Below are 13,411 nucleotides of genomic sequence, written 5' to 3' on the forward strand. Positions count from 1 at the left end.
TTACTGAGCCAAAGTATTGGCATTCACAAATCGACCAATCAACCCAGAAACGAATGACAAAACAATCGAACCAAACAAAGCCGGCCAAAAACCGTTAACCACAAAGCCGATACTGAACGCACCCGCCAACCACGAAGCCAGGGAAAGCGAAATTGCATTCACAACAAACAAAAACAAACCTAAAGTAATAATACTCAAAGGCAGCGTCAGCAAAGTAATAATCGGTCTGACAACCGCGTTCACCAATCCGATAACAACAGCAGCCAGCATCGCCGCCGGAAAGCTAACCACCGCAATACCTGGTACAATGTTAGCGGTAACGATCAGCGAAACCGCTGCGACTATCCAAGTTAAGAAAAAACTTAGCATATCTTTTTTTCCATCTCCATCACTATTAATTAAGATTGTAACTGTTTAGTCGATCGACCAAAGTTCGGGATACACTACGAAATACCCACCTTGCGAGAATATCAGACTTATGAAACTCCGGCAACTAGCAGCATTCCTCTTGGCGCTAACTATCTTCATCCTGCCGCGGTCAGCCCAGGCTCAATCTAAATATTACCCTCCTCCGCTGTCCTTTAGCAACGCCGAACTGACAAGACGCGATTTTTCCGGTCAAATGCTGCGGGCCGCTGAGTTTTCTAACGCTAATATGGACTTGACTAATTTTTCTAATGCCGATTTGCGGGGAGCAATTATGAGCGCTTCGGTGATGACTCAGGCGAATTTGCACGGAGCAAATTTAACTAATGCAATGGCAGATCAAGTTAAATTTACTAATGCCGATTTAAGTGATGCAATTTTAGCGGAAACAATTTTGCTGCGTTCTACTTTTGAGGGTGTAGATATCACCGGCGCTGATTTTACTGATGCACTTATGGATGGCGCACAAGTTAAAGAATTGTGCATAAAGGCAAGCGGTATTAATTCCCAAACAGGGATTTCTACTCGCGATTCTTTGGGATGCCGCTGATTTATTTTATAATCCCATAATTTCAATTTCTGGAATATTGGTAGGGGCGGGCTAGAAGCCCACCCCCAACTCAATAAATACAACAAATAAACTTGTTTGTCAGGAACAGGCTCTCCGGCTTCTGACAGCCTAAACCAGAATTACTGAGGCTTTGCTTTTTTCAGAGAAGCCGCATAATTCTCACTCATTAACTGATTAACTTCTGGATTGTAAATCCGCAGATAATTCCAGTAATTCTCAAAGACCGATTTTACGTATCCTTTCGTTTCAGGAAACGGAATCTTTTCCGCAAAAGCATCCGGGTCACTAAAATTAAACCTCTTCAACCAATCTGATACTGCATTAGGCCCGGCATTGTAACTCGCCACAGCTAACATCGAGTTATTCTTGTACTCGTCGTGAGTGTGATCCAAATACCACGTACCGAGTTTAACGTTGTCGTCAACATTCTCCAATGAATACTTTTTGAGGCTAATTTTATCAGCAACCCAAGCTGCTGTTTCCGGCATTACTTGCATTAAACCGGTAGCGCCAACTGATGATTTGATAGCGGGCATAAACCGCGATTCTTGCCGGATTAATGCTGTCACTAATACTGGATTTATTTTGCGTTCTTGCGACCATTTGACAATTGTTTCTAAGTAAGGAAAAGGATAAAGTGCTTGCCAATAAGCCGGCTCCTGTCTGAAAGCGAGGTATTGGGTTCTATCATCTGGTTTGTCGCGCTGGCGCAAACTCCCAACCATCCACAAACCGTCTAAATTGTCTCCGACTCCAATTCGCATTAAACCGTCGGTAAACTGTTCGGCAATACTTGGTTCTACGCGGTCGATAAATTCTACTTGCCATAGCGTCCAGGCATCTCTATCTTGACCTAATTGATAGAGTTCTTTCAACGCAGGAGAACCGGCGGTTGGTTCGGGGCGCTGAGGGGGCCGCACTACATTGGGAGACAAATTTCGGACTGTGGTAAAGTCGCCTACGGGCCAGCCGAGAAGTACAGCCGATCGCCACGCAAAATATGATTCTGGATAGCGTAAGAGAGTGTACTCAAATGCAGTATTAGCGTCTTGTTCGCGGCCGAGTTGCTTTGCCCATTTCCCGACCCAAAATGTTGCTTCTGGAGCTTGTTCGCTGTCTGGATTGTGGGTGCTTAATTCTCTCGCCCACTGCCAAGCTGATTTTAAATCTCCGCCTTTGGCATACTGCTGGGCGATCGTCCACCGCAATTCGCCGGCTTTATCAGAATTATTGTATTTTGTCAAGAGCAACTTCCGGGTATCTGAGGCGGATTGACCGCTGCGTGCTTTGTCGAGAAGTTGGGATTTATCTAACAAAGCTTCGGCGGCATAATTGGGAAATTTGCTAATAACTCGATCGAGCAAAACGATCGCTTCTTTCGGTTCGTTCAAGCGCGACAGCCGAATTAAACCCAAACCACTATCTTCGGCATCGGGAAACTCCCGCACTAATTCTTGATAGGCAATTCTAGATTCCGGGATTTTGCCGTCGAGCCACAAACCGCGAGCTTTGCGGTAAAGATTTTTGGCGGTGCGGGGAGCTTTCCCGTAAGCAATAGCTCCTTTACCGTAATCCTGTTTTTCCCAATAGCCGAAGGCAATTTCTTCCCAATCTTCCGGTTTCAAAGCAGCGCTGTTTCGCTGCACAAGTTGTTCCAAAATTGTACCGTAATCTTTGACATAATGACCGTATTTTGCTACGAGCAGCATCAACTCCGGCTGATTGGGATTTTCTTTTAACTTGCTGAGGGCAATTTCCACGCTGCGAGGATGAGCGGGAAATTCAGTAATTGCCTGTTGCCAATATTCCGGTTTGGACTTGCCTAAAACATATAAAGCTTCCGCTGCTACCGGGTCGTTCGGATAGTTTTTGAGCAGTTCCTGCCAAGCTTTTTGGGCTTTGCCTTTGTCGCCGCTCAATTGGTAGGCTTCCGCCCTTTTTAGGGCAATGTGAGCAGCTAAAACCGGATATTCTTGCTCTAATTTGTCCAATAATTTTAATGCTTTGACGGCATTTCCTTGCTGGATTAAATCGCTGGCAAGCAGGTAACGGGCCCGGCTTTGAGGGGAGATTTGCTGCTGCGGGTTCGCACTTGCAGACTGAGTAGCCGCGAGTTTAACTAATTTCGCCTCTCGATCGCTCGGTGACAGCGATACCAGCATCTTGACTTCCGATTCGGAATTCGCTGCCTCCAGAGGCTGCTGGGCCTTCTGGAACGAGCCCAAACCCGTCCATTTCGTCCCAGCAACCAAAGAGCCGATCGCCATAACGCAAACTGAAACGCTGATTAAAACAGAAACTTTGGCCCGGCGTCGTTTTACCATGGGAAAATTTAAGAGAATAAGAATAAAGAACCGATCGTTTGTCAAGAGCTATCACAGGCAGGATGCCTGTTCCACCCCATCACAGGCAGGATGCCTGTTCAACGAGAAATAAATGTTAAGAGTGGGGCCAAAACGGACAGCCGGCCCCCAAACAGATTATTGAGATTGGGGCGATGTCCGATCGCAGGCGGACTTGGCTGATATAGTAGCAGAATTTATTTTGATGTGGAGCGGAAAATTTGTGCGATCGATCTATTTACCCGCACCCATGAAAAACCACAAACCACTAACTACCAAAACTTATGCTTAGAGCCTCCGTGCTGGGGCCGGCGGAGGAAAGCTAACAACAGGCTGTCTTCCCGCAGTATGGGTCGGATCTTTAACCATTCTTCATATCCTACGACTATTTGCAGGATACAATTAACAGGTCAAGTTAAGGTCGTTCTTAATATGGCTCAGCTAACACTAACGTTAAAGCTTCCGTTTCACAGGTTGAATGCCTGCAAAGCACTTGAATTTGAGCGGCTCACCGCCGTCAATACGGCTGTTGCAAATGATTTGCTGGCAGTTGACAACAAGGATCGTAAAAAGCTGACGAGTGCCGCGTTTAGACATATTGAGATTGGATCGATGTGGATCAATCAAACCATTCGGAATACCCATGCAAAAACTAAGGTGAAGCACTTTAAGCAAATGTGGCTTGAAGTGAACAACCAAGGTTATGAGGTTCTCAAGTCGGGCAATTTATTCACTGTCTCTTTCAGTCTCTATCGAGGGCGGAAAGGAAGAATTCCTCTTGATGTTCATGCCGCCTCGCATACCGAAGTTTTGGATAAAGCGATCGAAGGTTCTGCCAAATTAGGCAGTCTGAAGCTATGCAAGTCCAAAAAAGGTGTTTGGTATGCACTCATTTCTGTATCGATGGAAGTTCCCGATGCAGGTGATGTTAAAGGTTGGATTGGAGTCGATCGAGGACAAAACAATATTGCAGTCGCAGCACTGCCCAACTCCTTCGGCAAGTTCTGGAATGGTCGCAAAGTTAAAGCCGCCCGACGACGGTTTCAGAAAACCCGTAAGGTTCTCCAAGAAGCGAAAAAGCTGAAAAAGGTTAAGCAGCTAGAATCGCGTGAGCGTCGCATCATGACGCAGATCAATCACGAGATTTCTAGGCAGTTGGTTCAGTTTGCTTCATACTTCGGAATGGGATTGCGGTTTGAGGATCTTTCTGAAATCAGAAGTACCTCAAAGCAACGCAAGAAAACCAAATCGGATGCAGCTCAGAACCGAGATGCTTGGGCGTTTTATCAGCTTGAAATCTTCACTCGCTATAAAGCGATTCGTGCAGGTGTTCCCGTTGAGTCGGTGCCGGCACCCTATACCAGTAAATCGGATCATCGAAATGGTGTTATCGGCAAACGAGTCAAGCACCAGTTCAAAGGATTTGATGGGTATCGCTGTAACGCGGACTGGAACGCTTCGCAAAATATTGGGCAGTGGGTAGGATTTGCGTGTCCTTTGAATCTTCAGAAAGCGGTGTCTGCAATGGAAATCGTTGATTCAGAGGATGGGGTCAATGACAGTCCCTTAACTGGTGATGCGTCTTTGACGACGGCTTCAGCCTCGTCTTAGACAACCGCTAGAATCCCTCGCGCTTGGGCCGGGGGGGTGTCAAAAAGTACAATCTAAAGTCTAAAATCTCAACTCTAAATCAAAACATGGAATTTCTAGTCACCGATACGCCCCGCTCTGTTTGGACCGGAGACGCCTTGGCAATTGGTCTATTTGAGGACGCCCTGGAACTCACCGGGGAGCTGGCACAATTAGATGAAAAGCTTGCAGGCACCTTGAAAGAGCTGCTACTGGAAGTAGATTTTAAGGGCAAAGCTGGTACGAGCGCCATCACCCGCGTCGGCGGCAATAATCCCATTCGCAAAATTGCGATCGTCGGTTTGGGGAAAACAGAGGACTTAAAATTAGACACGGTGCGACAAGCTGCGGGTGTTTGCGGCAAGTTAGCCAAAAAGGAGAAATGCAAAACCCTCGGAATTAGCTTTCCAGTGTGGAAAAACGCGCCGGATGTTACAGCCAGCGCGATCGCCGAAGGTGTAGAACTCTCCTTGAATCAAGACAACCGTTTCAAATCGGAACATGAAGACAAAAGCCCGCAACTCGAACAAATTCATTTGCTCGGTTTTGCCGGTACTGAAAGTGCGATCGCCCGCGCCCGCCAAATCACTGCCGGAGTCATTTTAGCACGGGAATTAGTCGCAGCACCGGCAAATTTTGTCACCCCGATTACAATGGCCGAAACCGCTCAAAGTCTAGCTGCCGAATGCGGTTTAGAATTAGAAATATTGGAGCGGGAAGACTGCGAAAAACTAGGCATGGGAGCTTTTCTCGGCGTTGCCCTAGCATCTGATTTACCGCCAAAATTCATCCACCTCACTTACAAACCCGAAGGTACACCGCGCCGCAAAATAGCAATTGTGGGCAAAGGATTGACCTTTGATTCCGGCGGTTTGAACATCAAAGGAGCGGGCAGCGGCATTGAAATGATGAAAGTAGATATGGGCGGCGCTGCGGCTACTTTGGGAGCGGCAAAGGCGATCGGGCACATCAAACCCGATGTGGAAGTTCACTTTATCAGCGCCGTCACTGAAAACATGATTAGCGGCCGCGCCATGCGCCCTGGAGATATCCTTACAGCTTCCAACGGCAAAACAATTGAAGTCAACAATACCGACGCAGAAGGCCGTTTAACCCTGGCCGATGCTTTGGTATTTGCTGATAAATTGGGAGTTGATGCAATTGTCGATTTAGCAACTCTAACCGGGGCCTGCGTAATTGCTTTAGGCGAAGATATCGCGGGTTTGTGGAGTCCTCAAGATAGCGTCGCCGCCGAAATAGTCGCCGCCTCAGAATTGGCAGGAGAAAAATTTTGGCGAATGCCGATGGAAGAAAAATATTTTGAGGGCTTGAAAGCATTGCACGCCGACATGAAAAACACTGGCCCGCGTCCCGGCGGGTCGATTACGGCGGCGCTATTTTTGAAGCAGTTTGTGAAGGATACTGCTTGGGCGCATTTAGATATTGCCGGCACGGTTTGGAGTGACAAAGAAAATGGCTACAATGGCCCTGGGGCTACCGGTTTTGGAGTTCGGACTTTGGTGCATTGGGTGCTGGGCGGCGCTTAATTGTGGATTTCCAGCACAAGCATTGAGATGTTCTCTGCCTTAAAAGCCCGTTAGTCCATGAGTGAGCCAGGGGTTTAAGACCCCTGGCTTACAGCTTAAGTCATCTAAAAGTAAACTTAATAACGATCATTAAAAATTTAAATGTTTCAGAAGCCATAAGTAGGCGAATTTATGTATTCCGTGACTGCGAGGAACGTAAGCGTTGCGAGCCGCGACACGATCGCAATCGCTCATACTTGCCGAAAGCTTTGCTCCCCGGGCCCAACCTAGACTGTTTTGACATTCCCTGAAAAAATAGCTGTTTCATAAAAAATGAAAAAAGTATATAATTATGTAAACATTTCACTAGCAGAAATCAAATAATTATATTTGATCGGATTTGCATTGGTACAGATAACTTTTTTCTTGAACTTTATGCAAGAACAATTAACAATTTTTTTTTCAACACTTGCTGTATCTTCCCCACTCGGCTGCGACGCGCTGCCGGAGTTGCGACTTTACGCTGTTTTTGACTCGCTGACGGCACTGGCTTATTGCTCGATCGCCCTATCTTTAGTTTATTTTACCCGCCAAGGTTCTCACAGCAAGATTTTCCGGGTGTTTGCCATTGGTTTTTTTGCCTGCGGCGCTGCTAAATTGACGGAAGTTTGGACGCTTTGGCATTCCATATATTGGCTGTCGGTAACTCTCAAAGCTGCAAGTGCTTTGATTTGTTTGCTTTTAGCCGCATTCGCCCTCGCCGTCATGCCGAAAGCACTTGCCGAGTCTGGTTTAAATCAAAAAGAAAAATTTCAACAACAGTCGTTAAAACAGGTAGAAGAAAATCAGCACCAGCATGATATCGAGAAAGGAGAATTGGCACAACAATCGCTCAATTTTTATTCTTCAGATACTATTGTCGATCGCGCTTTAGCTCTCAATTCGCTTAACGAACAGTTAGAAAAAGAAATTGCCGATCGCCAGCGGGTTGAGGAACAGTTGCAACTGACTCAATGTGCGATCGACCGATCGGCAGATGCGGTATTCTGGATCGGGCCGGACGGTAAATTTTTGTATGTCAACGACGCTGCTTGCTCTTCATTGGGATATTCTGCCGCAGAATTGCTCTCGATGACCGTGCACGACATCAATCCAGATTTTCCCCAAACTGCTTGGAGTTTGCACTGTAAAGTCTTAAAACGCTGCGGTTCGGTTAATATTGAAGTTCACCACCTCACTAAGTACGGTCGTATTTTTCCGGTAGAAATTACGATCGACCATTTGGAATTTAACGGCAAAGAGTATCAGTGCGCGTTTGCTCGCGACATTAGCGAGCGCAAGCGGATTGAGGCAGCTTTGCGAGAAAGGGAAGAAGAATTTAGGTCATTAGTTTCTAGCATTCCCGGTGCGGTTTACCGGTGCAGTGCTGCTGGGCGATCGAGCTTAACTTTTATCAGCAGCGGCATAGAAGCTATTTCCGGCTATCCCGCAGCTAACTTTATGCAAAAACCTGTGCAGGCTTTTTCTAGTATAGTTCATCCCAATGACGTGCAGCATATCGAGACAACTATCGATCGGGCTATTAAGACAAAACAACCTTACACGCTCGAATATCGCCTGATTCACTGCGACGGAAATGTGCGGTGGGTTGCAGAGAAAGGTCAAGCCATTTTCAACGCAGCAGGTCAAGTTTTCTCCCTCAACGGTGCCATTTTTGACATGACAGAGCGCAAAGCAGCGGAGGATGCTTTGCGGCTCTCCGAGGCGATCGCCAACAACAGATCCCAGCAGCTAGAAATCGCCCTCAAAGAACTCCGAGAAACTCAAGCTCACCTAATTCATACCGAAAAAATGTCAAGTCTCGGTCAAATGGTAGCTGGAGTAGCTCACGAAATTAATAACCCTGTCAGTTTTATCTACGGCAATATTTCCTATGCCAGCCAATATATCAGAGACTTGTTGCAGCTTGTGGAACTTTACCAAAAACACTATCCTCAGCCAGCGGTAGAAATTCAACAATTTATTGATAATATCGATTTAGGATTTCTGAGAGAAGATTTGCTTAAAATATTATCTTCCATGAAAATGGGAGCCGATCGCATTCGCGAAATAGTTCTGAGCTTGCGAAACTTCTCGCGTTTAGACGACTCGGTAAAGAAGCCTATTAACCTTCACGAAGGCATAGATAATACGCTCCTAATTTTGCACAACAAACTGCGAGCACGAGGCGAATATCCTGAAATAAAAGTAATCAAAGATTACGGGAAACTCCCCTTAATAGAATGTTATGCAGGTCAGCTAAATCAGGTATTTATGAATCTGCTTAGCAACAGTATTGACGCCTTGGAAGATGCTTGCAACCAAAAAAGGCGAGCGGCCGTCGGCAACGATTGGGAACCAACTATTAGCATTCGCACAGAAGCCCTGAACGAAAATAGTATTTGCATCCGCATTGCCGATAATGCGATAGGCATGACAGAAGACGTGCGGACCCGATTGTTTGACCCGTTTTTCACGACAAAACCGATGGGAAAAGGCACTGGTTTGGGGTTAGCCATCAGTTACCGAATTGTCGTGGAAAAACACGCCGGAGCCCTTAGCTGCCGTTCCGCCCTAGGAGAAGGTACGGAATTTGCGATCGAGATTCCTTTATGAATTAGTCCGACGGAAGTATCAAGACTTTGGCAGAAGCTATCGCTCACTCTAAATCGGGCAGTAGAACTATCAAAAAAGGAAAACTGGCTGGAGTAGGAAGTGAAAACCAGCTCATATCAAATCCGGTAGCATCGTCCTGGTAAAATCCAGTTCAGGGGGCGACAATCGCCCCCAAACGATTACAGGCTAGTGTTTTCGCGATTGGGACTCACTTCATAAATTTGGGCCGACAGACAAAAGAATCTCAAGAGAGTAAAAAGCACTTAGTTGTGATAAAAAGCAAAGGTCTCGTTAATACAACAAGACCCAAGTTATAATATGTTACCCTCATTCTATCACAACATCCTCGAAAAATATCTCAACCCACAACAGCTATTTACGCTTCAGATGCTCGCACAAGTTGTTACAATCACAGCAACAAGTTAGAAGAGAACGATTAGCTGCAACAGAGCCACTAACCATCTTACAAAATAGTCACCGCCCTCACATACAACGTTTTTTATCTATTAAAGCACGATCGCATACTTGTGACGCAGGTTCCCGATCGTTAGAGAGGTGATATCTCGTCAAATATCAGCCGGAACTCAATTAATTGTAGCTTGGGAGAGAACTCAATAGAAAGAATATAATGTCTTAAAGTTTTTCCCCCTTCCGCGTCCGCAACATCAACTGGAGGGCGAAGAAATTAATCGAGGCAAAAACCACGGCTATTCCGGTCAGGAGGCGATCGTAGCGAGGAACGTTGAGCAAAAACCCCGCGAACAGGCAGAATAAGATGGTACCCCAAGAGTGCCGCAACCGCGACACTAAAGCGGCGAGAGTGTTCCTTTTTTTACCGCCCTTTTGAAAAGAAGGGCCAGGTTCCATTACCAGGATAACCCCTGTGTAAGCGCGATCGAACTCTTCGAGGGAAACCGTTCGCCGTCCCGTAGCCGGGTCATTGAGATAAACGCACTTTTTCCCGAACCCCTCTACTACCACAAAGTGGTTAAAATTCCAAAATACAATGAAGGGAGATTGAGGTAATCTTTTGTACTAGGGGCGTTCTTAAATCCTTTCCCAGTTAAGCCATAATTGCGGCCTGCTTTCAATATATTAGCCGCGCTCGTACCATCTCGCGATACATTGCATTCGCGACGCAGTTCTTCTAGGGGCACAATGCAGTTATAATAGCTTAGAATAATTCCCAAAGCAGCAGCGCCACATTCTACAGCTTCCATTTGCAGTAGTGTAGGAGTGCTAGTGCGATTGGGTTTAGTTTGCTCTAAAATTTTCCGAATCAAGACAAATTGCATAATTGATAAAAAAAACCATCCCAGAGTACCCCACTTATGCAAATATACTCTTGGTGGACGGTAAAGTGTTCGTATTTCCGGTGGAGACTATGAGGTGTTGCCAGAAAATTACGAAGACATGATTTATCTAGTGAGAATTCGTTGACGCTACGTTGTCGGGCAAATAACCACCGCAAACGAAAGCTTAATTCATATTTAAAAAGAGTTGCTTATGCCATTCCTGTTAAATTCTCAGAATGTTTTCAATTATTTAGTCGAGCATAGCTTAGGCAATAATTTTGAACAAGCACTAATTAAGATAGAGCTAGTTGCCGCTAAAAACTTTAACTTATTAGTGACTTTCCCTGATAGTCGTAAGCTATTAATTAAGCAAGAGCGGCATAATCATTCGGGGCAAGCAGCAGGAGAGCTTTTTGGAGAGTGGCGGATCAAAGAATTCTTACAGGAATTTTCAGAACTAAATTACCTATGCCTATTTTTACCTGATGTGCTGCATTTTGATCTGGAGAATTCTATTATTGTCCAGAGATATTTAGATGAATATGATAATTTAGCGAATTATTACCAAAAAGACAATAGTTTTAACAGTGAAATTGCTATAGCGATCGCCACCATCCTCGCCACCATCCATCGAGCGACTTTCAACCGCCAAAACTATCAGGAATTCCTCTCTGCCAAACCCGATCATCTAAGCCCTGCTCATGTCCCTAACTGGCTTCGCAGTATAGAAGAGATAGGGCCGGAAATTTTTGGTATAATTCCCGCAGATGGGCTGAAATTTTTTAAGCTCTATCAGCGATACGAAAGCTTAGGGCAGGCAATGAGGGAACTTGCCGATGCTTTCCAACCCTGCTGCTTGACCCACAATGACCTCAAACTCAACAACATTCTTCTCCACAAAAATTGGGAACAAGAAAGTTCCAACATCGTGCGGCTGATTGATTGGGAACGCTCTTCTTGGGGAGATCCTGCCTTTGATTTGGCAACACTCATTGCCAGCTACCTGCAAATCTGGCTGACTAGCTTAGTTATTAGTAAGTCTCTGACTATTGAAGAATCTCTGCGTCTGGCTATGACCCCACTGGAACACCTTCAACCTTCCATTGCTGCTCTGACAAAAGCTTATTTTGACAACTTCCCGGAGATTTTAGAGCATCGCCCCGATTTCTTGCTGCGAGTCGTGCAATTTGCAGGATTGGCATTAATTCAACAGATTCAAGCAATGATTCAGTACCAAAAATCCTTTAGCAATCAGGGAATTTGTATGCTTCAAGTTGCCAAGAGTTTGTTATGTCGTCCGGAACAATCCTTGGCGACTGTTTTCGGAACCGCAGCTACAGAATTAACTCAACTCAGGTCTTCTGCTGCTATTGATGTTTAAATCGCAACGAAACTATCATGCAACTAGAAAATTTTTCTCAAACTCAACAGCCAGATTTTGCTTCACAACAGCTACTGGATACTTTGCAAGACATTGTTAATAATGTGCAAATCCATTCCAACTTCTGTATTAGCCATCCAAATTACAAACCTTTGGAATTACCAGATGAAGTGGTCGTCCGCTTCCAGCGAATGCCTGCGGATATTCAGAATAAGTATTTGAGCCTGCAACTGCGAAGTTTTCTCTACGGTATCTATTACAATGGCTCTATGCGATCGCTTTTCGCACCAGACGCCGATTTAGATAGTTTGGCACTGCACCAAGATTTAGAAAATAACACCCGCTTAGGAGTAGATATAGCATTTTACGAACAATTGCACTCCTGCAATGGGGGCACTGGCTATTTCGATCGAGGTTGGTATGTGGTGAGGCAAGAAAGCGACGGCACTCTTGCTGTGAATAAGGGCGGTTTGACTTTACACATTAAGCCTGAGAAGCATCTGCAACTCGCCGAAAACGCTGCTATCGGTGAGTTGGTGGCGATCCGAATGCCTCGTAATTTAGTGCAGAACGGGTTCTACGTGGCAGTTGGCAATGCCGGACTGCGGAGTCACAGTCATCCTGACCGCGAATTAGAAATCGTGCGAATTTACTTCAATTTCAACCCAGAAGGTTCTGTAGCGGTCATGGAAAGTCTGACGCAGCAGTTAAACAACATCTCGATTCCCTTTCATTTTAAGACGCTATACAACCCAGGTGACTATCAGCGCTATGACTCAGGCGTACTCTATTTCGAGAAGAGTCACTATGAAGCCGTCCGGCAGGTTCTTGAGAGTGTTTATGCAGAAACAAAAGCGCACTTTAACGCAGATGTCCCCCTATTCACCAAGTTCCTGGCACCAGGCGTTGGTCTAGCAGAGGAACCAGACAGCAAATTTGCCGACCAAGAAAGCTTTGGGATGAACCGCTGCCAAATAGTTGCTAATGGCTTGCTGGAGGCTTGGCACTCGGTCGATGACTCCCCAGAGGCGCGGATGACCTCTATCCTCAAGCAATTCTCACTTTTGGGAGTTGAATTGCTGCGTTCCTACCTGAATGCTAATTCTCTTGATATATATACGCAGATGAAGTTTTGATGAAGATTAGCTCTTATGGCAGAAGAACTTCCTACGGGAGAATACTGTACGGTATAGTAGAAATCAAACACACATTGAAAGGGAACTCAAATGATTAATCCCAAAAATAACGACGAAAATAATGACGTGACAATCGCCGGAACTGACTTGTTTGCCGATTCCGAAAGCTTCTTGAATGAACTAACCGATGATGAATTACAGCAGGTAAGAGGTGGACGTAAACCAGGAAAGGCTTGTGGGCCGGCACCTGCGCCAAGCAACCTTAGCCTACTATTGTGTGGTTAAGTCAATTTCCTGTTCAAAACTTGACATTTGTCATGTAAAGTTAACTTGCTTTGAATAATTACAGAACGGATCGATACCCATTCTGTAATTATTCCATTCAATTAAAAAGTCATAAAGTATACTCCCCCGCTCATCACAAAAAAGCTTTTCGTGACTATATCGGTA

General features: G+C 45.5%; 9 protein-coding genes and 1 pseudogene. 7 read left to right on the plus strand and 3 right to left on the minus strand.

The window, feature by feature from the left end; all coding sequences use genetic code 11:
• Window positions 1–369, minus strand: coding sequence for a phage holin family protein (locus QUA78_RS14520; RefSeq protein ID WP_333299984.1), 369 nt, complete (start codon window positions 367–369; stop codon window positions 1–3).
• Between the two features lie 109 nt (window positions 370–478).
• On the opposite strand from QUA78_RS14520, the gene QUA78_RS14525 reads away from it, so the two are divergent.
• Window positions 479–976: a pentapeptide repeat-containing protein gene (locus QUA78_RS14525; protein ID WP_333299985.1), complete on the plus strand. Its 498-nt coding sequence runs from the start codon at window positions 479–481 to the stop codon at window positions 974–976.
• 140 nt (window positions 977–1,116) lie between these two features.
• On the opposite strand, the gene QUA78_RS14530 is transcribed toward QUA78_RS14525, so the two are convergent.
• On the minus strand, window positions 1,117–3,321 hold the full coding sequence (locus tag QUA78_RS14530) for a transglycosylase SLT domain-containing protein (RefSeq protein ID WP_333299986.1): 2,205 nt from the start codon (window positions 3,319–3,321) through the stop codon (window positions 1,117–1,119).
• Window positions 3,322–3,771: 450 nt separating this feature from the next.
• Here QUA78_RS14530 and QUA78_RS14535 point away from each other — a divergent pair, with 450 nt between their 5' ends.
• From QUA78_RS14535 to QUA78_RS14545, 3 genes are all read left to right on the plus strand, one after another.
• Window positions 3,772–4,950 carry a transposase gene (locus tag QUA78_RS14535; protein ID WP_333299987.1) on the plus strand — a complete coding sequence of 393 codons (1,179 nt, stop codon included), beginning with the start codon at window positions 3,772–3,774 and terminating at the stop codon, window positions 4,948–4,950.
• A gap of 86 nt (window positions 4,951–5,036) precedes the next feature.
• On the plus strand, window positions 5,037–6,515 hold the full coding sequence (locus QUA78_RS14540) for a leucyl aminopeptidase (RefSeq protein WP_333299988.1): 1,479 nt from the start codon (window positions 5,037–5,039) through the stop codon (window positions 6,513–6,515).
• A gap of 414 nt (window positions 6,516–6,929) precedes the next feature.
• A complete protein-coding gene (locus QUA78_RS14545) occupies window positions 6,930–9,149 on the plus strand; it encodes a PAS domain S-box protein (RefSeq protein WP_333299989.1) in 2,220 nt (739 codons plus the stop codon).
• Window positions 9,150–9,782: 633 nt separating this feature from the next.
• Here QUA78_RS14545 and QUA78_RS32860 read toward each other — a convergent pair.
• A pseudogene (locus QUA78_RS32860) lies at window positions 9,783–10,444 on the minus strand (cysteine peptidase family C39 domain-containing protein).
• A 211-nt stretch (window positions 10,445–10,655) separates the two neighbouring features.
• Here QUA78_RS32860 and QUA78_RS14560 point away from each other — a divergent pair.
• The 3 genes from QUA78_RS14560 (at window position 10,656) to QUA78_RS14570 (ending at window position 13,246) form a co-directional block, all read left to right on the plus strand.
• Window positions 10,656–11,825, plus strand: a complete 1,170-nt coding sequence (locus tag QUA78_RS14560) for a phosphotransferase (protein WP_333299992.1) — start codon at window positions 10,656–10,658, stop codon at window positions 11,823–11,825.
• 17 nt (window positions 11,826–11,842) lie between these two features.
• The gene (locus QUA78_RS14565; RefSeq protein WP_333299993.1) at window positions 11,843–12,961 is read left to right on the plus strand and encodes a T3SS effector HopA1 family protein; all 1,119 of its coding nucleotides are present in this window, start codon (window positions 11,843–11,845) and stop codon (window positions 12,959–12,961) included.
• Window positions 12,962–13,051: 90 nt separating this feature from the next.
• A complete protein-coding gene (locus tag QUA78_RS14570; protein WP_333299994.1) occupies window positions 13,052–13,246 on the plus strand; it encodes a bacteriocin in 195 nt (64 codons plus the stop codon).
• Window positions 13,247–13,411: the final 165 nt, after the last annotated feature.

The sequence above is a fragment of the Microcoleus sp. K4-B3 genome (assembly GCF_036704615.1).
Taxonomy (GTDB): domain Bacteria; phylum Cyanobacteriota; class Cyanobacteriia; order Cyanobacteriales; family Microcoleaceae; genus Microcoleus.